Source organism: Xenorhabdus siamensis, from assembly GCF_037996745.1.
Classification (GTDB): Bacteria; Pseudomonadota; Gammaproteobacteria; order Enterobacterales; family Enterobacteriaceae; genus Xenorhabdus; species Xenorhabdus indica.
Window position 1 is genome coordinate 25,817 of the sequence record NZ_JBBMXE010000002.1, and the last position, 21,219, is coordinate 47,035.

The 21,219-nt window shown below is 39.4% G+C and carries 23 protein-coding genes and 1 pseudogene; 5 read left to right on the forward strand and 19 right to left on the reverse strand.

The window, feature by feature from the left end; translation table 11 throughout:
• Window positions 1-8: 8 nt before the first annotated feature.
• Complete coding sequence (locus tag AAC852_RS01025; protein ID WP_340619419.1) at window positions 9-638, reverse strand: glutathione S-transferase family protein; 630 nt, start codon at window positions 636-638, stop codon at window positions 9-11.
• 502 nt (window positions 639-1,140) lie between these two features.
• Here AAC852_RS01025 and AAC852_RS01030 point away from each other — a divergent pair.
• Complete coding sequence (locus AAC852_RS01030; protein ID WP_340619420.1) at window positions 1,141-1,701, forward strand: cytochrome b; 561 nt, start codon at window positions 1,141-1,143, stop codon at window positions 1,699-1,701.
• Window positions 1,702-1,717: 16 nt separating this feature from the next.
• On the forward strand, window positions 1,718-2,299 hold the full coding sequence (locus AAC852_RS01035) for a YceI family protein (RefSeq protein WP_340619421.1): 582 nt from the start codon (window positions 1,718-1,720) through the stop codon (window positions 2,297-2,299).
• A 94-nt stretch (window positions 2,300-2,393) separates the two neighbouring features.
• Here AAC852_RS01035 and AAC852_RS01040 read toward each other — a convergent pair.
• The 5 genes and pseudogenes from AAC852_RS01040 to pvcA all read right to left on the reverse strand — a co-directional run.
• Window positions 2,394-2,735: pseudogene (locus tag AAC852_RS01040) on the reverse strand (glycosyltransferase); the annotation flags it as partial.
• Window positions 2,736-2,748: 13 nt separating this feature from the next.
• Complete coding sequence (locus AAC852_RS01045) at window positions 2,749-3,633, reverse strand: IS982 family transposase (RefSeq protein WP_340619422.1); 885 nt, start codon at window positions 3,631-3,633, stop codon at window positions 2,749-2,751.
• A gap of 74 nt (window positions 3,634-3,707) precedes the next feature.
• Window positions 3,708-4,670: a glycosyltransferase gene (locus tag AAC852_RS01050; protein ID WP_340619423.1), complete on the reverse strand. Its 963-nt coding sequence runs from the start codon at window positions 4,668-4,670 to the stop codon at window positions 3,708-3,710.
• A 3-nt stretch (window positions 4,671-4,673) separates the two neighbouring features.
• On the reverse strand, window positions 4,674-5,573 hold the full coding sequence (locus AAC852_RS01055) for a TauD/TfdA dioxygenase family protein (protein WP_340619424.1): 900 nt from the start codon (window positions 5,571-5,573) through the stop codon (window positions 4,674-4,676).
• 66 nt (window positions 5,574-5,639) lie between these two features.
• On the reverse strand, window positions 5,640-6,638 hold the full coding sequence (gene pvcA, locus AAC852_RS01060; RefSeq protein ID WP_340619425.1) for an L-tyrosine isonitrile synthase: 999 nt from the start codon (window positions 6,636-6,638) through the stop codon (window positions 5,640-5,642).
• A 620-nt stretch (window positions 6,639-7,258) separates the two neighbouring features.
• Between pvcA and AAC852_RS01065 the strand changes: the two genes are divergently transcribed.
• Window positions 7,259-7,867, forward strand: coding sequence for an ATP-dependent Clp protease proteolytic subunit (locus tag AAC852_RS01065; protein WP_340619426.1), 609 nt, complete (start codon window positions 7,259-7,261; stop codon window positions 7,865-7,867).
• Window positions 7,868-7,967: 100 nt separating this feature from the next.
• Here the strand turns inward: AAC852_RS01065 and AAC852_RS01070 are convergent, their stop codons facing one another.
• The 3 genes from AAC852_RS01070 to eco all read right to left on the reverse strand — a co-directional run bounded on the left by AAC852_RS01070 (window position 7,968) and on the right by eco (window position 9,982).
• Complete coding sequence (locus AAC852_RS01070) at window positions 7,968-8,408, reverse strand: GNAT family N-acetyltransferase (protein WP_340619427.1); 441 nt, start codon at window positions 8,406-8,408, stop codon at window positions 7,968-7,970.
• Between the two features lie 109 nt (window positions 8,409-8,517).
• Window positions 8,518-9,213 (reverse strand): aquaporin Z, encoded by a 696-nt coding sequence (gene aqpZ, locus AAC852_RS01075; protein WP_340619653.1) that lies wholly within the window; start codon window positions 9,211-9,213, stop codon window positions 8,518-8,520.
• A gap of 295 nt (window positions 9,214-9,508) precedes the next feature.
• Window positions 9,509-9,982 (reverse strand): serine protease inhibitor ecotin, encoded by a 474-nt coding sequence (gene eco, locus AAC852_RS01080; RefSeq protein ID WP_422824244.1) that lies wholly within the window; start codon window positions 9,980-9,982, stop codon window positions 9,509-9,511.
• A gap of 268 nt (window positions 9,983-10,250) precedes the next feature.
• Between eco and AAC852_RS01085 the strand changes: the two genes are divergently transcribed.
• A complete protein-coding gene (locus tag AAC852_RS01085) occupies window positions 10,251-10,469 on the forward strand; it encodes an HP1242/YdcH family protein (protein ID WP_047680869.1) in 219 nt (72 codons plus the stop codon).
• Between the two features lie 174 nt (window positions 10,470-10,643).
• Here the strand turns inward: AAC852_RS01085 and AAC852_RS01090 are convergent, their stop codons facing one another.
• The 8 genes from AAC852_RS01090 to AAC852_RS01125 form a co-directional block, all read right to left on the reverse strand.
• The gene (locus AAC852_RS01090; protein WP_340619428.1) at window positions 10,644-10,892 is read right to left on the reverse strand and encodes an ogr/Delta-like zinc finger family protein; all 249 of its coding nucleotides are present in this window, start codon (window positions 10,890-10,892) and stop codon (window positions 10,644-10,646) included.
• An 88-nt stretch (window positions 10,893-10,980) separates the two neighbouring features.
• Complete coding sequence (locus AAC852_RS01095; protein WP_340619429.1) at window positions 10,981-12,444, reverse strand: contractile injection system protein, VgrG/Pvc8 family; 1,464 nt, start codon at window positions 12,442-12,444, stop codon at window positions 10,981-10,983.
• 18 nt (window positions 12,445-12,462) lie between these two features.
• Window positions 12,463-12,948, reverse strand: a complete 486-nt coding sequence (locus AAC852_RS01100) for a phage tail protein (protein ID WP_340619430.1) — start codon at window positions 12,946-12,948, stop codon at window positions 12,463-12,465.
• The gene (locus tag AAC852_RS01105) at window positions 12,945-16,199 is read right to left on the reverse strand and encodes a phage tail protein (RefSeq protein ID WP_340619431.1); all 3,255 of its coding nucleotides are present in this window, start codon (window positions 16,197-16,199) and stop codon (window positions 12,945-12,947) included. Before AAC852_RS01105 ends, AAC852_RS01100 begins: the two co-directional genes overlap by 4 nt.
• Window positions 16,192-16,314 carry a GpE family phage tail protein gene (locus tag AAC852_RS01110; protein ID WP_072022032.1) on the reverse strand — a complete coding sequence of 41 codons (123 nt, stop codon included), beginning with the start codon at window positions 16,312-16,314 and terminating at the stop codon, window positions 16,192-16,194. Before AAC852_RS01110 ends, AAC852_RS01105 begins: the two co-directional genes overlap by 8 nt.
• 11 nt (window positions 16,315-16,325) lie before the next feature.
• Window positions 16,326-16,643: a phage tail assembly protein gene (locus tag AAC852_RS01115; RefSeq protein ID WP_340619432.1), complete on the reverse strand. Its 318-nt coding sequence runs from the start codon at window positions 16,641-16,643 to the stop codon at window positions 16,326-16,328.
• Window positions 16,644-16,738: 95 nt separating this feature from the next.
• The gene (locus tag AAC852_RS01120; RefSeq protein WP_340619433.1) at window positions 16,739-17,257 is read right to left on the reverse strand and encodes a phage major tail tube protein; all 519 of its coding nucleotides are present in this window, start codon (window positions 17,255-17,257) and stop codon (window positions 16,739-16,741) included.
• An 11-nt stretch (window positions 17,258-17,268) separates the two neighbouring features.
• Complete coding sequence (locus AAC852_RS01125; protein ID WP_209027154.1) at window positions 17,269-18,441, reverse strand: phage tail sheath protein; 1,173 nt, start codon at window positions 18,439-18,441, stop codon at window positions 17,269-17,271.
• A 421-nt stretch (window positions 18,442-18,862) separates the two neighbouring features.
• Here AAC852_RS01125 and AAC852_RS01130 point away from each other — a divergent pair, with 421 nt between their 5' ends.
• The gene (locus AAC852_RS01130; RefSeq protein ID WP_338114352.1) at window positions 18,863-20,038 is read left to right on the forward strand and encodes a phage baseplate protein; all 1,176 of its coding nucleotides are present in this window, start codon (window positions 18,863-18,865) and stop codon (window positions 20,036-20,038) included.
• A 191-nt stretch (window positions 20,039-20,229) separates the two neighbouring features.
• On the opposite strand, the gene AAC852_RS01135 is transcribed toward AAC852_RS01130, so the two are convergent.
• Window positions 20,230-20,568 carry a hypothetical protein gene (locus tag AAC852_RS01135; protein WP_047686490.1) on the reverse strand — a complete coding sequence of 113 codons (339 nt, stop codon included), beginning with the start codon at window positions 20,566-20,568 and terminating at the stop codon, window positions 20,230-20,232.
• Window positions 20,569-20,712: 144 nt separating this feature from the next.
• The gene (locus AAC852_RS19885; protein ID WP_422824245.1) at window positions 20,713-21,219 is read right to left on the reverse strand and encodes a phage baseplate protein; all 507 of its coding nucleotides are present in this window, start codon (window positions 21,217-21,219) and stop codon (window positions 20,713-20,715) included.

The following is a 21,219-nucleotide window of genomic DNA, read 5'->3' on the forward strand; positions in this document are numbered from 1 at the left end:
CTGTATAATTAATATGCTATCACAGGCTCTTTTACTGCTGCTTCTATCCACTCTATCATCGCCGGATGATTAAGCATGTGATCAATCCATACCTGACTGGTAGCCGAAAATGTTAACCCGTAAGTCCGGGCACGAAAAACCACCGGAGCAAAAAAGGCATCTACTGCTGTAAACGAATCTCCCGCCAGCCATTTACCACCAAACTTGCTTAACCCTTCAGTCCAGAGTGTATCAAGACGATCAAGATCATTTTGTAATTCAGGAGCTATTTTTTCTAATTTGAGCGTATTTGTGCAATTCATTGCGCACATCTGGCGCAATGTCGTAAAACCAGAGTGCATTTCTGCCGCAGCACTCCTTGCCCATGCCCTGGCAATACGATCTTTTGGCCATACTCGCACATGATCCTCTGCAATATATTCAGCAATAGCCAATGAATCCCAAACCGTGATATCACCATCCACTAAACAAGGAACAAGACCAGAAGGCGAGAATGTTTTGAATTTATCATAACTACTTTTGCCATCCTCAAAGTAACTCAACTGCTCATTGAAAGGAATGTTCAGAGCCTTGAGTAAAATCCACGGACGTAGTGACCAGGAAGAATAGTTTTTATTCGCTATCCATAATGTATACATTTTTTTTCTCTCTGTTAGCCCCTTCATATTTCAATTTACTGCTTTGTTGGCTGAAATTAGAAATATATTGGGTTTGGTGATGAAATATTGCACATGTAACATTACAATTTCTAACCATATGAGTAAATAAATACATAAATTAACGTTGTTTATTTTCACATTCGAAATAGTTACGCATGTAACATTATCACTAATTCTTTAATTATTTAACTGCATCCCTAAAGGGAGAAATGATTTTTCAATCCATGTTTAATTAATTTAGTTTATTTTTTTATATATCGAATAGGAATATAGATATTCCATTTGTTTTTTATTCTATCAAAAGTACACCCGCTAATTTTATTATTGATAATTTTTGATATTCTTAAACAAATTATTTGGTGAAGATTCACAAAAATAATACTAAACTTCCATCTATTATGATGTTCATTTTCTTTCATTTCTGTTTACTATCTATGCTAAAAGATTGTATTTTGTAAGTGATCAAAAATAAGGAAACGATATGTTATTAAAAAACACGTCCAAGCAATTTGGTCATATCTCTGTTTTGATCCACTGGTTAATTGCGCTTGCTGTTTATGGAATGTTTGCACTAGGGTTATGGATGGTCACATTAAGTTATTACGATACCTGGTATCATCGAGCTCCCACTCTTCATAAAAGCATCGGTTTTTTAATTTTTATTATTATGGCCATTCGCGTTATCTGGCGATTTATTTCTCCTCCGCCAAAACCCCTGAGTAGTTACAGCCAACTTACGCGGATCAGTTCAAAATTGGTTCAGTTCACTCTTTATATCGCCTTGTTTGGCATTTTATTCAGCGGATATTTTATCTCCACAGCGGATGGTCAACCTATCAGTGTTTTTGGATGGTTTGATATCCCCGCCACACTGGCAAAACAAGGAATACAAGCAGATACAGCCGGTATTATCCATCTCTATCTTGCCTGGCTAGTCGTTGTGCTTTCGCTATTACATGGACTTGCAGCTCTGAAGCATCACTTTATTGACCGCGATAGTACGCTAAAAAGAATGTTTGGACTCCCACCCGACTCAAAATAAATTATGGAGAATCATTATGTTGAAAAAGACGCTAATTGGCCTGACAGCAGGTGCTTTATTTATAAGTGCAGGCTCAGCAATCGCTGCTAACTATAAAATTGATACTGCCGGCCAACACGCCTTTATCGAATTTCGTATCCAGCACTTAGGTATGAGCTGGCTTTATGGTAGCTTTAAAAAATTTGATGGTGATTTTACTTTCGATGCAAACAATCCAACAGATGATAAGGTCAATGTCGTTATTAAAACAGATAGCGTAGAGACAAACCATGCTGAACGCGATAAGCACTTACGCAGTGCCGATTTTTTAAATACCACAAAACATCCGGAAGCCAAATTTACTTCAACCAAGGTGGAGAAAGAGGGAGAGCACTACAAAATTATCGGTAATCTGACATTGAATGGTGTGACTAAACCAGTAACGCTGCAAGCACGACTAATGGGCGAAGGTAAAGATCCGTGGGGAGGCTATCGCGCAGGATTTGAAGCTAACGGGAAACTTAAATTGAAAGATTTTAATATTAAAACTGATTTAGGGCCCAAATCTCAGGAAGTTGAACTGAATATTTCGTTGGAAGGTATTCGAGAAAAAACCTGATACTTTTCAAAATCATTTCTCCTATCCTTTTTGCTTTTCAAGTTGCAGCCAACAAATCTGCAACTTGAAATTAAACTATGATCTCTGTCACTACTTAAACCGACTGTGCAAGCAATTCATTAACATGGAATGTAATAGATTCCAGAGCGTTATGAGCAGCATAATCAGCCTTAAGTTTCTGCGCCTGCTGATACCATTCAGGAGAAGAAAGTATCCGTGTGACTGCCTGATAGATCTGTTGTTCACTCGGTGTATCTGTATTCAAGCTGATACCACAGCGTGCCCAAATAACACGGGCAACCGCTTCCAGCTTACCATCTCCTGTACCAGCCACAACCATAGGTACACCATGACGCATCGCTGCATTGAGAGAACCATATCCACCATTAGTAATAAAAATTGCTGAACGGGGAAGCCAGTATTCAAAGTTAAGATAACCCCAATTCCGCTTAAGCTATTACTGAAATATCTTCTTCTGAGTAGAAAATTTTCAGTGATGGCTTTTTCTCTTTAAGGCAGTAAGCAATCAATCCCGTTAAAATGGTTAACAAAAAACCGGTTATACTTCGGTGACGAGAATGTTCTAATTGAGAGCCGTTTTTTAATTGTCCATTAATCGTTTCAATGATAAAACGCTTTTTAAGCATAACCTTATCCCACTCAGCCAGTGCAAGCGCTTTCATGTTGCGGCGCTTTTTCGTGATAAAGGTGATATCCGTTTTAGCTAAATCATCCGCCAATTCCTGACTCAGATATCCTTTGTCGCCGTAAAGAGAACCCGTGAGATCTTTTGATAATTCGCGTACAGGCTCCCTATCATCCACATTACCCGGGGTCACTTTAAGCGCTAAAATTTCGCCCAGATGGTTAATAATCAGGTGTAATTTGAACCCATAGAACCATCCCATTGAGGTTTTTCCGCGTTGCGCTATGCCCTGAAAGACCTTATGACGAGGAATACGGATGTTATGACAAACGCGCAAACTCGTGGAGTCGATAAAAGCAATGCCTGTCGGTTTTCCTTTTAATTGAGTCAGATAACTGGATAAGGGGACCAAAACGGACGGGGCAACGCTGATAAAACGGGTATAACTGAGCAAGGAGGGGAAGTCGCGGTGATGGTATTGCCAGATATGCTCCAAATAAAAGTTTTTAAAATCACGGTAATGCGACCGCTGAAAGAGGATTAAAATTGTCATGATTTCACTGGGATACATGCGGCCTTGTCTGCGGCGCAGGCGGTATCCGTTATCGAGACAAAACTGCGCCCACTGGGGGATGAAAAGACGACAAAAGTCGTCGACATCGCAGAAAATTTCAACTAACTTGTCCATGGCCTGTTCCTCCCCGGAGTCGTTTTAGGCTTTCACCAAAACTTTGCTCCTGGAACAGGCCTCTCGTCAATTTCTTATCCAGAATTCAGGTTAAGATATTCTACCACTCTGACATTATCCGGTATTGATTCTCCCAACATTTCAGCCGGCCTTCCTGCAGTGATAGCCAAAACGCGTACGGGTAAGTTCGCTAGGGCACGAAAAGTTGGTATTATTAACTGATTAAAATCAACATTCGCCAATGTACCTTGGGTAACCAGTATAAGTGGCAAACTCTCATCAGGCCATTCCAACTCTTTTTTATCATCCTGTACATCAACTTTCAGCGCACCAATAAAATCCAGTGTTTCCGGCAGATCATCACGCGGAAATTCAAACGACTGAGTTGCCAATTGCAGGAAACGATCAGATTGTTTCAGAATGACATCGTTATAATCCTGTGTCAGTAAAGGAGCATTCACTGTGGCCAAAGCTGTGTTAAAAGCTTCCTGGACTTGCGCAATCAGCTCGTGAGTTTCCTTATCCACCAACTGTTCACGTTTTAAATCAGCAGGAAGCAATTCGGGCGGTATACGTGCCCCCCAGAATATGGCATCCCGAGATGACAATAACAGCGGACTTACCCCAATCACCATGACAGGAATGCGTTCATAAGCAGGCTGTTGTAATAAGGGCAATACAGCATAGAACGTATTGTCAACAATCAGCAAATCAGCATCTGCAACCAGTTGTTGCAATTGAGGATATAGTACAGGGATCGGCCCCGCAAAAAATTGCTTAAGAGCAAACGACGTCTGGGCATTTCCCGGCGGATGCTGTCCACGTTCAGGAAATTTTTTTTCCAAATAACGGTAATCAACATCCGCTCTCGGATCAAAGGCAACAAAACTCGCCCCTAGCGCTTCCGACTGCTGCCGAAAAAGAGAACCACTGAATATTGTTACATTATGTCCCTGTTCTATTAAATGTCTGGCAATGGAACAAATGGGAAAAACATGCCCCGGAGTTGCAATTGCTGCCAAAACAATACGTGCCATAAATCAAATCTCCTTCAATGAAACTGCCTTACTATCTGAAGGCGGCGTGGCAATAGTCTTAAAGCTGGTGTTATTACATATTGGTGTTCCATGTATATGTACCCTTTGGAGATGGCGGGATGAGCGAGTAACAAAAGATTCCCTGCCATGTAGTAAAGTAAAGTTATCACTAATAGCAATATCACCCGTTTGCCATTGATGAGCAAGGAAATAGCGCGGCTCATAAAGCCTAATCTTCAGATCTTTTTCCAAAACCTTCTGTTGCTCTGGTGAAAAACCAGCAAATTTCACTGTGTGATGATCAGAATATTTTTCACCGCCAACCGCCATCGGTTCGTTATAACGCATTACCCATTTCTCACCATCAGGATGAAGACAAACCAGTGGAGAAACTACCTCACCACCATAATGTGTTACGCGGTTTGTACGGTAAGTGACAAGAGTATTTTTCCAGCTATGGCGTTCATCTTCACTGGCATCGAGGACCAACTGTTCAGTATTAACAAATGTAGTTCGACCACCCTGAGTTGTTTCTGGTGCTGAAACGCAGTGGAATATCTGAAATTCCGGAATAGTTTCTCTATACATCCCATCCCAATGCAGAGGGATTTCAGTACTGTCCAATACATGGTCAGAAGGGTCTTGATGTTCCATCACATCCAGTACAGCGCCAAAAGGCCACATCATGATTTCTCCCCAACGGCGAGAGTATTCAGTCAACTTTTCTGGATCTGTAAAACCGGAAGAAAAACCGCGTAATATAACCAGTAAATGAGTACGAGCTAACTCACGTAAAGTATCAACAGGCAGTGTGGTTACATCCTGCTCAGGCCAATTTGGCGTAATCATTACACCAAAAGGGGTAATCGGCTCAATGTGACAATCGAGTTTATCTGTATACATAATGCTTTTTCTCAAAGTGCAGTATAACGATGGAGGATAAAGGTCTTCCTAAGCTGTTTGCTTATTCTATAATGTAGTCGCTAGAGGTACATCCTGTTGATTTATTTCATGAAAACCCTCGATCAAGTAATGGCTGGGAACACCACGAATTTCGACCAATTTGCCTTGCATTTTTTTCACTTCATCACTTTTCATCAACACAAACTGACCATTGATATTGGCTGCAACACCATGCCATGGAGTCAACCAGTCATCTCGGGTAGGCATCATATGAATGCCGATTTTAATATTGTCCATAGGTTGAGGATGGATAGAAAGACGGATGGCATCAGGGAATTGTTCTGACAGCAGATTCCCCCAAGCCCAACTACGTTGGATCACGCCAACAGAACGGTGGCGGGCATCTTTCTGCAAAGCATTTTTAGAACCGATATATTCAGGTAATAAGCTATCTTCATAAAGGAAACGAGTGATCGCCCGATATAATTGAACACCCTCTTCACTTTCTTTCAATGTGGCTTTAATCTCCTCGGTAGAATAAGCATAGTTACTGACCAGCAATTCACGTAGTTGATCGTAATCGCTGGTATATTGAGTTAATGACTCAACATTACCGAGATTAAATACCGAGAGGTTAGTTAATCCCAATTCATGTAACAGTTTCTCAATTTCCAATTGATAAAGAGTAACAGTTTTATCATTGACCCGTATCAGATCACTAAATACATGCCCATCAGAACAAATAACAATATGCGCCCCTGGAGGGTAATAAAGCTGAATACGTTGACATAAAGAATTTAAAAAAATCAGCGATAACTTTTCTGCCATATCAGGCATAACGCCCAACACTTTACGGGGATTTGGTGATTTTGTCGGAAACGCGGGCAAGATACATTTAATTGTTTTGCCTTGTTCAACAAAGGCACAAATACGTGGTAACTGAACCTCGGCAACGTACTTTTCCTCATTTTCAATTGTATGTTCAGATGTTGGGAAACGACGTCGATATTGCAATAATTCCTGCAAGATTTTTCCTGACACATTTTCTATATCAAAGTATTTCATAATTCATTCCTAGCTTATTACATTTACCTTAATACAAATAATTCCCACCTACAGAATATCTGCATTAGATTTAGATACTGACTAATAATATTATTTAATATAACCCAATAAAAATTTCAAAAAAGCTGAAAAGTTATAAGGTTATAATTTTTTTAATATAAGAATCACAAAACTCAGGAATATTAAATTCACTCAACTAAACAATAAGTTACGCCGAAAAAATCAGATAAGTAATAAAAAGGTGACAAACTTAAGCTTGCCGAAAACATTATTACAAGCAACCTCCTCTATAAAAATAAATAAAATGATATCTGATTAATATTAATCACACATGACAACTGATTAACATTAATCATACATGACAATCATATAATACATAAATAATAATATTCCTTGTATATAATGTATTTTATTACATGTACATATGCAAAATAATATAGATAGTTAATATCTGTAAGTAAAGAAAAAAAACTTTAAAAAAAATAATTCAAAGAGAAAACCTCACCTAATTAAACTAATTAGAAATTTTAATTTCTCAATTTAGTCTTTTTTATATAGAAAATTTTTTTATATGATATATTATTTATTACTATTAACAATTTTAATCAAGTAGAAATAAAATGACATATAATGTTCCTGATAATAAGCCAGAAAAAAGCAATACCTCTAAGTCACTTTTTCACGATAAACTACTTCAATCACGCTCCATTATCATCTCAGGTGAGATCAATCAACTGCTGGTTGAAAAAGTCGTGACTCAACTTCTTGTATTACAAGAAATCAATAATCATCCGATAAAAATTTTCATTAACAGCCAGGGGGGACACGTTGAATCCGGAGATACTCTGCATGATATATTCAAATTTATTAGGCCAGAAGTATTCATGATTGGCACAGGCTGGGTTGCCAGCGCCGGTATTACTCTCTTCCTTGCCGCCAAAAAAGAGAATCGTTATTCCCTTCCTAATACTCGTTTTATGATCCACCAGCCTTTGGGAGGCGTTCAGGGAAGAGCTTCCGACATCGAAATTGAAACAAAAGAAATATTAAAAATCCGTGGCCGGATAAATCAGCTTATCAGTGAAGCTACCGGACATCCTATTGATAAAGTGGCAAAAGACACTGACCGTAATTTCTGGATGGGGCCGGAAGAAGCTCGTGATTATGGTATCGTAGGGCAAATTATCAGCCATTGGAACGAATTAAAAGATGAAGGGTATAGTCAATGATGGCTGTTTTATGACTTTGATAGGTTTATGCCCTTCTCTATGAACGCATCACCGTTTACAAGGCTTCCGGGAATGCGTTCCCTTGCTGCCACAACGCAACCTAATTATTCTGGGTTTTCTCCAACGTCCATACAAAATCTTGTTCTGTGACAGGCACAAATCCAAATTTTTTATATAACCAACCCGCATTAGAAGTTACTAATGCCACATGATTTACCTGAGTAATAGCAGGGTGCTGCAAAATACACGCTATTAGCCAACGTCCTAATCCTTTCTTTTGATACTCATCAATAATAAATACATCTGAAATATAAGAAAAAATAGAAAAATCAGTTACTAATCTGGCAAACCCAATTTCTTTATCGTGATGAAATAATACAAAACATAAACTATTTTCTACTGCAGTTTTAAATTTTTCAAATTCAATTCCACGAGCCCAAAATAATTGCGTAAGATTACTGTGAACAAATTTCACATCAATTTTATTTTTATCCGTTGTGATCCAATATTCGTCACGTCTCCACTCTATCGCTGCTTTCATCTTCTTTTCCTTTTCAGAAAAATTAGCTGTGCAAAGAAATTATCACAAAAATGCTTAAAAGAAAGCCACACAATTGTGTGGCATTTCAAAATATAAAAATCTCCATGATTTACTCATTTTTTTGTAATAGCCCGCGATATATTAAACCACCAATAATCCCTCCAATTAATGGAACCAACCAGAATAACCATAACTGCTCTATAGCCCAGGTTCCCTGAAAAATCGCAACTGCTGTACTTCTTGCAGGGTTAACTGACGTATTTGTCACAGGTATGCTGATTAAATGGATCAAAGTTAATGCCAAACCAATTGCCAATGGCGCGAATTTCGTTGGTGCATTTTTATCTGTTACTCCAAAAATTACGATCAAGAAAAATGCCGTTAACACCAATTCAATAATAATTGCAGATTGTAATGAAAATCCCCCAGGAGAGTGCTTTCCATAACCGTTGGATGCAAATCCACTCTCTGTTGCATTAAAACCATTTTGACCACTGGCAATCAGATAAAGTACCGCAGCGGCTGCAATTCCTCCGATTACCTGAACAATAATATAAGGAATAACATCTTTAGCTGAAATACGCCCACCAGCAAATAATCCCAATGTCACAGCCGGATTAAAGTGTCCACCGGAAATATGGCCGACAGCATATGCCATTGTCAAAACAGTTAAACCAAAAGCCAGAGATACCCCCACAAAACCTATTCCTAGCTGTGGAAATGCCGTGGCTAAAATAGCGCTTCCACACCCTCCAAATACTAACCAAAAAGCTCCAAAGAACTCTGCTGATAATTTTTTAAACATCCTATAAATCCTCAATAATATTTTCATGAATGCAAAAAAATCCAAACAAAGTTTAGTTAGTATTTTTAAGTATGTGCAAGGAACTGTCAGAAGAAAATAAATGACAGAAAAACACGACGAATGATGATTTGATAATTATCCAGATAGAAGATATCTGAACCTAATGGAAAGTAGGCAATAAGTCATTTACCATGATGAATAAATTAATCTGAGGTACACAACAATCATATTAAATACATAACAACCTGAGTTTAATAATAACAAACTCAGGTCGCTGATCTATTTAATTAATAATTTATTTCTGTACCGCGTTATTGATCTTATCTGACGCATGCCAAATGCGGTATTTCACTTTCATGGTATCTGGTGTATATACTACAATTGGTAATTTACTGTTATAACGTACAGCTGCATCTTTTCCTAAATTCACCTGAACGAATTTCATAGTTTTCTTGTCATCAGGGCATGCCATCTTGGTTGAGAAAGGCCCCATGACTTTATCCAGAACGTAATAATTATATCCCCAGCCTTCCAAGTTTTTCGTTTCAAACTTGCCGCCGAATGAGTGATGATTGCAATCCACCAGCATATCCTTACCAATTATCAACTCTACCATATAATTATTTTCGTTCTTTTCAGGTGATAATGTAATCACACTGCGAACCATACCCTTTGAAGCTTTAGGATAAGGAGCTACATTTTCAAGTTTATCAGCCTGAGCATAAACAGAAACAGTCATAGCAGCTAAAGCAAGTAGATACTTTTTCATTTTTCACCTCTTGATATGTTTAACAATGCAAAAGGATCATAACAACGAAAATCCCTAAAGAAATTATGCTTTTTTGGCAAGACACTGATTTTTACCACTATTCCTTTAGATGAAAGCTACTCTTTTCGGACACAAAATAAATTTACATTAATAATCATAAAGATACATAGTTTCTACAAAATATTTTTTATGTGATATTTCTCAAATCTGATATTACAATGAGCTGCTACACTCATAGTGTGGTAGCAAACTTCGTATAGGAGGTCTCATGTTTCCAGAAGATCACAATTTAGTATCTAACCTAAAAGAATCTCACCCCCGTTTCCAATCCTTGTTTGAAAAACATAACCGCCTTGACCACGAGATATCGCAACTTGAAGGCCCGAACGGAGCCGGCTATAACGAAAAAGTTGTGCGATTAAAAAAAGAAAAATTACATATAAAGGACGAGATGCAAAGAATTTTGCAAGCAGAATCTCAGAAGTAACCCTGCCATAGACCGACGCCTGCTACGCTGAAAAGCGGGCGTCTCATGAAAGCACTAATTTATTTGTCATTTCCCTATAATAAAGTTCTCAATTCAAGAACTCATCATTGTCAAGCAGCTACAAAAAAAGCCACCATAAAGGTGGCAAAAACTGGAGCAAGGTTTCTTCATTATTTATTGGCTTACAGCCGCTTGTGCAACAGCTTTCTGGCGAGGTTGTCTTTTCGTTTTTACCCTTGGATGTGGCGTAACACTTTCAACTTCCCCCGGCTTAGAGATAAAGCGCACAAACGTTTCATGGCTGACGAACGTTGCCCCACAATTGATATTCTGGCATTGGTTATAGCGCTCCTTTGTTTGGCTGGAATGCTCGAAGCTGCTACGAGTATGTGCTGACTGACCACACAGAGGACACTTAATCATAATTGTTCACCTTTCTTGAAAGCATTGTTTTTAATGAAATAACACCATCTCGTCTGGTGAACAATATATCAAAGTTCTCATATTGAGATCAAGTGTTTATTTTGGTATCCTCTGGTTTGATTTCTATTTCATCAAGCTTAATCTCAAGATCTAAAGATGTTGTAAAACCACTGTCATTGAGATTATGAGTCACTTTAACTATCGTCCAATTAGTTTCGTCTATCTGTGGTTTAAACCCTCTAATCAGAACTGGTGTTTCAGGATAGATGTCAGCACGTCCTCTAGCCAAAGTGATAGAAAACTGCGCTGTACCTCGTTGAATTTTTTCCCAGGCTGCTTTGGCAGCACGTTCTGCCTCTGCTTTGTTGTGATAGATCCGCGAAAGTGTCAGTATATTTTCCGCTGTTCCCTGCAAATACTCTTGTTTTTGTTGTTGGGTCGCCGTTGTTTGATGAGATTCATGCACAGATTCTCGTTGTTCTTCATAGAAATGACGTTCACCTCTACGCCTATTTTTGTCATGCCGATTTCCTCCTGTATAACGAGTCCTATCATAAGGAGATTTCTTCCCTTCTTTCGGTTTAGGATTTTTTTTCGACAAGTTAGTAACACCCGAATTTTTATTTTTTTCTTTTTTTAGTTTTTCTCTATCCTCATGTTTAGATGAATCATTATGTTTATAAGGCTTATTACTTATCTGAGAATGATTTTTAGTTGATGACTTAGTTTTGCTACTTTCATAGTGGACAGAGACATCAACTTTTGTTTTTGTCGACTCCTGTCGTTGATAGGTGACTGTCTGTTTAGATGCTGTACCTGTGTCCCACCATTGAGCAATCACACCAGTATAAGCTTCACGATCAGACAGAGAGAATCGATGGCTATCCCCTGATTCACGTGTAATCACAACAGGAGTAATAGGCGTACCACTTGCAGTCTTATTTTTTCCCTGACAAATAAACAGCAATTCGCCATTTTTAACTGAAACAATCGCGCCTTCCTGCTTAGCTACCCGCGTTAAAAAGCTCACGTCAGATTCGTTAGTTTGATCAATATGCACAGAGATCCCTTTCAATTCCTCACTGATTTTAAATTTCAGTTGGTTTCTCGTAGCAATCGTACTCACAATGTTCTCTAACGTGAGTTTATGATAAGAAGCTTCACGCTTAACGTTCAGGTCACCACGAAAGTCCGCGCTACGAGCGCGGATAGTCAATCGGTCAGGTGCACCTGAATGTTCAATTTCATCAACGACATATTTTCCCTTTGGCGTTAAAGTGTGACCATGCCACCCCAGTTCCAATGTCAAAATATCGCCTCGGGAAGGAAAAATAAGTTCGTGATCTGCATCATCCAATTCAATATCGAGCTGATCTGATTCCAATCCACGGTTATCTGTCAGTGTTAATGACATTAAACGTGACTGAATTTTTCCTGTGATATCTTTGCTATTAGTTTCCAACCGAAAAGCTGGCGCCCCCGTTTTCCCAATAATCAAATCAAATTTGGGAATCCAATCCGTGTTTGGTGTCAATTGACTGAAATCTATCATGAGAATACTTCCTTAACTTTATCCATTGGCCTGATCTTTAAGCTCAGAAAACTTACTCTGCGACCTAGATAGTTTATCCTTGATGTCAGATAGCTGATCCTGCAAATCACCCAACATCTCAAACAGATTGTTGTCTACCCGCCGTAAAGTCAGCGTAAAGCTAATCTTGCGGGGCGCCCCGTCTAACATAAATTCGGTTTTGGTCTCATCAATACTTTCAATGACAAACATGCCGTAAATCGAGCCACTGCCATCAATAAAAGACCACGCTTTGCCACTATCTGCCATCAATTTCAATGCAGTCAGTGAAAGCGAACCGCCAGTCAGTTCAGGATAAAGTTCTCCCGATAATGTAATCGTATCGTTATCTGAACCCACAAATTGCCATGCAGGCCGTGCTCCCACACGGCTATTAAAGGCATGTCTCCAGCTTTGTTTATGCTGAAAACTTTGGTATGGCGTGGTTTTCAACATAAAAACAAATAAACCAAGTGCAGCCATCATAAGAAATCTTCTCCTCTGTCAGAAAGTGAGCTACGCATACGGGCCTGGTGCATACGTTCTCGTTGTTCCAGTTCCTGTCTGACCATACGGGCGATATCCTGAGCGGACTGTCCCTGAGAGCCATAGACATAAATGTTATATTGCGGTGTTGCGCCACTGTATTGCTGTGGCTGGCTCCGCTCTCGTTTTGCCTGAACTTCCTCATAAGCATGAGCAGGTAAACTTTGTGCGTGCAACGGGGCACCCTGCGCCGCAGCAGGCAATGACATTGAGCTGACGGCAAGCCCCAAAGCAGCCAGTTTTGCCGTATTTTTTCTACTGGTAACATTGGCAGGGCCGTTGATAATTTCAGGGCCAAATTCACCCACGAGGCCTAGCTTCCCGGCTGGAATAAATCCTCCTGAATCGTGCTTAGTAATTTGTGCCGCTTGTTGTGTTGTGTCATTCTTAGTAATTTGTGCCGCTTGTTGTATTGTGTCGCTCTTAGTAATTTCCTGCGATGTTTTTACGGCAATTTCCTTTTCATCATCGCCAGACCACCACGATTTAAAAAAATCTGTAATTGAGGAAAACTTACTTTTCAGGTTTCCCCACTTCTCCTGAATACCAACTAGCAAATTATCGATCATTTCTGACCCAGCCGTTTTTAATTTTTCAGGAATAGCCTGAACATCAGCAACAATTTCATTCCATTTATCTGAAATTGATTTTTTAACGCTCTCCCAGATTTCAGATGTACTCTGTTTAACAGATTCCCAAGCCCCACTTATTATCGTTTTAACAAACTCCCAGGCTTCTGAGGCACTTTGTTTAATGGTGTCCCAGTTTTGGTAAATAATGCCAATTAACCCACCACTCATGAAATAATTCTTAATACCTTCCCACGCCATACTGACAAGGTTTTTAATTCCTTCCCAAGCAATACCGAAGATATTTTTTACGCCCTCCCATAAAGCAGTGAATTTTGGCCCTAATGATTCCCAATTCTGCCAAATATAAATAGCAGCCATTGCGATAACACCAATAACAGCAAAAATTGGGTTTGCCATCATAGCCCGGCCAATAAACAGTATTGCCTTACCTAACACGCTGAAAGCACCACTTAAAAAAGACAGGCCTTTTACACCAACACTTGCCAGAATATTTATGCCATTACCCAAAACACCAAAAACTTTTTGACCAATATTCCCTAATGCACCTATGTCTCTTCTTTGTTTTCCAAAAGTATCCTTATTACCTTTGTTAGATAACAAATCAGCACCATTATTCAGTGAGCCAAAAACCTTATCCCCGGTTTTACCAAAAAAATCCATGGCGGCTCTTAGTGCTTCCAAAGCCTCGGTTCCGAATTGTGCGAATGCTTTCAAGCCATCTCTTAAATTCTCCATAGCCTGAATACCGACTTGCGCAAATCTATTCAGATTGGCTCTTAATTCTTCCAGTCCCTGAACTCCAATCTGGGTAAATATATCCAGACTGGATTTCAATTTATCCAGTGCCTGAACGCCTAGCTGTGCAAAGAAATTGAGGCTGGCTTTTAATTCTTCCAGAGCCTGCATACCCAATTTAGCGAATATATCCAGAGGAGATGTTAATTTATTCAGCGCCTGAACCCCTAACTGCACAAACGCATCCAGTGTGGACTTTAATTTATCCAGCGCCTGAGTGCCCAGTTGTGCAAATATATCCAGTGGGGCCGTTAATTTATTCAGTGCCTGAACCCCCAACTGCACAAACGCATCCAGTGTGGACTTTAATTTATCCAGCGCCTGAGTGCCCAGTTGTGCAAATATATCCAGTGGGGCCGTTAATTTATTCAGTGCCTGAACCCCCAACTGCACAAATGCATCCAGTGTGGACTTTAACTTATCCAACGCCTGAACACCTAATTGTGCAAAAAAATTCAGACTAGCCTTTAATTCCTCAAAAGCTTTGAGTCCCAACTGAACAAACGTATCCAAACTGGATTTTATTTTATCCAGCGCTTGAACGCCTAATTGTGCAAAGAAATTGAGGCTGGCTTTTAACTCTTCAAAAGCTTTGATTCCTAACTGGACAAACATATCCAAAGGATATGTTAATTTATTCAGAGCCTGAATCCCTAACTGTACAAAAGCATTCAAGCTGGTCTTTAATGTTTCCAGTGCATGGCTACCTAATTCTGCAAACCTATTCAGGCTGGATCTCAGCGTCGCCAAAGCCTTAATGCCCAACTGCGCAAAAGTATTCAAGCTGGTCTTTAATGTTTCCAGTGCCTGACGGCCTAATTCTGCAAATTTATTCAGACTAACTCTCAGATCAACAAAAATCTTAATGCCCAACTGCGCAAAAATATTCAGACTGGCTTTTAGTTCGATAAAAGCACTAACTCCCAACTGCGCAAAAAAGTTCAGACTTGCTCTTAATTCGACAAATGCCTGCATCCCCAATTGCACAAAAAAGCGCAAGCTCGTTCTTAGTGCCACAAAAGCCCGAATACCCAATTGCACAAAGACATTCAGACTGGCCCTTAATTCGACAAATGCCTGCATCCCCAATTGCACGAAAAAGCGCAAACTCGTTCTTAGCGCCACAAAAGCCCGAATACCCAATTGTACAAAAAAGTTCAGACTGGCCCTTAATTCGACAAATGCCTGAATCCCCAGCAAGGCAAATATATTTAATCTGACTCTTAACGTGTCAAATGCTTTTATGCCGACATTACCCAATATTTGTATATGACTAATTAATGTTTGGAATGTAACTTTTACAAAACCAGCAGTTAAATTTAAAACCCCATTAATTTTATTCAGCATGCCAAATAAAATAGTTATCTGAGGATTAATATTAATGACCAATTTATCTAACAATTTAAAATTGTTAGTCATATTCCCGGTCACACCAAGATTAAATTCATTTTTTTTACTGGATGAATTTTCCTGTTGGACACTCTGGGTTATTTGGACCATATTAGCTGATTGGCTGGCAGCACTTACCTGTATCACTTTTGGGGAATTCTGCCGCACAGAAAAAGATTGTTTAATTGTTTGATTATAAGCCTTAAGTTCGGCACGCATACGCGCAGTTTCCTGCGCATAACCTACAATGGGTTTTAATTTTTCAACACTCTTATTGAGTTTTTTAAACTGGTTATAAATTTTATCTACTGAACCTACCAGTTTTTTCTGATGCTGTTGAAAAGGTTTAAAGGAACTGGTCAGCTTACCAACAGTACTCAGTACTTTGTTAAGCTGCGACTGTGTATTACTCATTTTCTGCACCACTTCTTAAAATGGCCCGATGTCGCCAGTCCAATAATTCCGACAATGACATTTCATCTGTGTCTGCCGGAGTCCAGTGAAAAACGGTGGCAATATCTGCCACCAGTTCATCAACGGTTAATCGTTCTGGGAATCGGACTTGACCGACTTCGGCAACAAAAAATTGACCACCTCCACACTGAGATTAATCAGATCACCGGGTGACATCATCATCAGGTCATTTTTGGTCAATGCAGGAGTGGTAACACGTGGCAGAACCAGCAACATAGAATCCACATCCATTTCCAGTAGTGCCTGTAAACGAGCACCGCGCAACGCACCACTGTTAGGTTTACGTACCATCACTTCCGTGATTTTTCCGTTGCCCCGCGCCAGTGGAGCTTCCAATTCGATTGTGCGCAGATCTTCATCTTGAGTTTTCAGTGCTTCAGTCATAATTCAACCTTGTTTATCCGAGTAAGAACCTGTCTCAGCCGCGATATGCTGATTGAGACAGGGAATAAGTTTTAAATTTGTTAATAAAAGAGTGACTAAAAAATACCGATAGCGCGGCGATGCTGAGCCAGGCGATCTTCTCCGCCCACTTTCTCAACCATGTTGACGGTGTCGATTTCAATCAGTTCTTCACCATCCCAAGTCAGTTTGAAGTAAGTGTTTTTAGCGGTAATTTTGGTTTGAGTGTTGTCGCCTTGTTTATAAGTACCGTGATCGAATTCCTGGAAACGGCCACGCATAACAACTTCAACTGCAACCACGTCACCCGTGTCTTCGCGCTCAAAAGAGCCAGCAAAGCGCAACATAACGCCATCAACTTGTGCGATGCCCCACTGTTTGTACAGTTGAGCTTCAACGCCACCCAGAGTGAATTCCGCATCCAGTGCGCCTTCATCCAAACCCAGATCCACCATTGCACTGCCGTTCATACCGGCACCGCGGTAGGCTTCCAGTTTGCGGCTCAGCTTAGGAAGAGTCAGCTCTTCCACAATACCCTGATAATTGTTGCCATCATTGAACAAGTTCAGGTACTTAAGTTTGCGAGGTAATGCCATCAGTTAGCCCCTTATTTATTGATACTTTTTGCGAAATCCATCAGGTAACTATCTGTAATGCGCTGGCGTAACATCATGTTTTCCAGTGGCGGTACAGGGGTATAGTCGTAATCGATGGTCAATTTGCCTGCTTTCAGGGTGTCTTTATCGTTGGCTTTGTCGTCATACCAGCAGCGGCCATCGATGATATAGCCACCTGCTTTCAGTTCACGGAACTTGGCATTGATACCTTCGAGAATGTCGCGTACCAGCGATGGGGTCAGTGGTTTATCAATTGCCCACATGTGCGCTTCAGCCATCGTATCAGCCAGAACCTGAGCGGTACGGGTGTAGCTTTCGAACTGGAACAGTGGATCATCTGCACAAGTACGAGAACCCCAGAAACGGAAACCGTTTTTGCGAATCAGTGTAGTGACGCCACTTTTGTTCAACAGATCAGCGTCAGTCGCGGTATCTTGCAAATCCCAGAAGACATCAGCAGACAGACCCGTCACACCGTTGACACCAACGTTGGACAGGGTTTTATGCCAGCCAGTCTCTTCGTCAATTTTGGCGCGCAGACCCAGAGCACGAGCGGTTGCAAACGCGATAGCTTCGCTATTGGTAACGGTATCCCAACTCAGGAAATCTGGCCAAATCAGCATCAGCTCACGCTGATTGAAATTGTCGCGATATTTGATCACTTCTGAGATATTTTTACAGCCATAAGCGCTGACATACGCCATTGCTTTCAGTTTCTGAGCAACACTTGCCAGTTCAACAGCAACTGCTTTTGAATCCAGACCCGGAACGCCCAGAATGCGTGGTTTAACACCGAGTTGGCTTTGTGCTGCCAACAATGCCTGCATACCGGTTTTCTTACCTGCATCAGTGACACCACCGATGATGTTAGAAACGGTTACTTCTTCAGATTCGCCCTCAGCCACACGAACAACCACAGTCACAGGCAGAGCCTGAGCAGCAATTGCTTTTAGTGATGCAGACAAAGTGCCTTTTTTTCCAGCCTTACCACTGGCGCTCATAACGTCAGTAATCAGGACTGGAGTATTTAATGGAAATGTTTTTTCGTCTGCGTCAGGAGCAGTACAAACCATACCTACGATAGCAGTGCTAACGGTAGTGATAGTACGAGTACCTTCATTAATTTCCTGAACACGGACTCCGTGATGATAATCTTGTGCCATATTAGCGTTCTCTCCTGTTAAGGTGTGCTGATATATTGGCGGATTGGACGTGGGAAATCATTCGATTGGCTGTGTGTGGGGCAAGGTACAAATCTATATTAATATCTTTATTAATAATCAATATGTTAATTTTATATTTGATTTGTTTTTGTATAGGAGAGAGAAATGAGTAGTTTTTTGTAAGGGCAGTCTTTTATTGACCAAACAATGACCTTTTTTAGTCTATTTTTAGCTCAATTTTGGTTTAAAATTTATTCTATTCAATATTATTTCAAGTAATTCGAGCTTTTGGTTATTTTTTGACAAGCTAAATTGGGTCATTTTCACCTCTATTTATTGGTTTTCAGGGGATAGGAGATTGGATCTTAGCTAGGATCATAAGGATCTAAGGATTGTAAAAAACCTCGGTTTAGTGGGAACTGTGGATAAAGCTCAAAACGCTGTACCAAATTCAAGGAAAGTGAATGGAAAATCATTATCGGGAGATATCACCCTGAATGCAGCAGATGTTGGTGCATTTTCTCAAACGAATCAGATGACTAATATCCCTGATCAGTCGTATATAGGGGCATTTTCATGTGGTAGAGAAGGAGAATGGGTAAAAGGCATTAGTATAGGATCTAAAGGTAGCGATGTAGGACAGATATGGATTGACTCTTCTGCTATGTTACACACTCAATTTTTGAACTCTAATGGCAACCATGCACATCAATCCTATACTGTTCGTGGGGAGTGTTACACAAAACCAGAATCTGAGAATCGTTTTATTCCATTAAATAAAGGCACTACAACATCAGGGTATATTTTATCTAAGACGGCAAATTATCTTGATGATCCTAGTTCACGTAATTTAGGTCGTTCAGGTTTTTTAAGAACTAATAATATGGAGAATCTTGGTGATTTTGCTATTCATGTAGCCCATCCAAATGCAGAAGGCTCTCAACATGCAAGAGGAATTTCTCTTAATTATGGTGGTAGTACAGATAAATTTGGATTATCTACTTATTCTTTTGATGAAAATGGTAAGTTTCAAGGACAGAAGAAAATCTTAACAGAAGATAATATGGCAGATATGCTGTATCCAGTAGGCATAGTTTTATGGTTTGCTCAAAACAAAAACCCGAATAACCTTTTTCCTAAAACACAATGGAAATATATAGGCGAAAATAAAACAATTCGTTTAGCTAACCAAAATGGTTCAAACGTATTTTCTGTCGGTGGAAATGATTCAATAACACTCACGGGTGCACAAATACCATCTCATAATCATTCAATTAATGCTACTACTAGCAATTTTGATTATGGTACTAAGACTACTAATTCTAATGGAAATCACTTCCATGACAGTGGGTGGGGTGAAGCTTCTGGTGCTAGATATGGAAATTATGATAATACGGAAAATAATGTAGGTTCTCGTAGTACTGATTGGGATAATTATAAGCATAAAACTAGTACTGAAGGTGCTCATACGCATACCGTACATATAGGAGCGCATACACACTCAATTTCAGGCACAACGGGAAATACTGGTAGTAGCTCAGCTATAAATATTACTAACTCATATATTATGTTAATGGGGTGGTATCGAATATCCTAACTTGTATTAATTAATATTAAAACTCATCTTATTAATTAACCTAGTTAAGGTTGGTTTTATTCTCATCTGCACCAATAATTACATATAAAAAATATTGGTGTCGAGTAAAAAACCGCCTTCTATGGAGTAATACCGCTCGCTTAAACACGAGCGGTATTACCATGGGAGGTGGTTTAAGAATGGCAATAAAATTAGTATTTATTATTTTTTTCACCAAAAACCAAATAGTATTTATTTAATGCATCTTGGTCGACAATAGATGCTCTAGCCGCCTGACGCTTTATCAAAAGAGACTGATATTCTTCATTAGTAATCGAAGATTCAATATCTAAGCTCAATTGATCACGATGTCTGGTTACAAGCCAATCCGTCGATTTTAAGTATAGAAGATTATCTCGGTCTAATTCTGATTGAGATTTGATAAATTCACAATCATCTACATTATAACCTAGTAATTTAATGTCTTCTTCAGCAGTATTGGGATTAAAGATACCAATAATTTTATTATCAATTTTATTTATTACTTTCATGATTTTTTCCCTGGGGTAAATACCGGAGATATACTCGTTTCACCAGCAGCTACTATGTATGCGCTCCTATATGTACGGTATGCGTATGAGCACCTTCAGTACTAGTTTTATGCTTATAATTATCCCAATCAGTACTACGAGAACCTACATTATTTTCCGTATTATCATAATTTCCATATCTAGCCCACTGTCATGGAAGTGATTTCCATTAGAATTAGTAGTCTTAGTACCATAATCAAAATTGCTAGTAGTAGCATTAATTGAATGATTATGAGATGGTATTTGTGCACCCGTGAGTGTTATTGAATCATTTCCACCGACAGAAAATACGTTTGAACCATTTTGGTTAGCTAAACGAATTGTTTTATTTTCGCCTATATATTTCCATTGTGTTTTAGGAAAAAGGTTATTCGGGTTTTTGTTTTGAGCAAACCATAAAACTATGCCTACTGGATACAGCATATCTGCCATATTATCTTCTGTTAAGATTTTCTTCTGTCCTTGAAACTTACCATTTTCATCAAAAGAATAAGTAGATAATCCAAATTTATCTGTACTACCACCATAATTAAGAGAAATTCCTCTTGCATGTTGAGAGCCTTCTGCATTTGGATGGGCTACATGAATAGCAAAATCACCAAGATTCTCCAT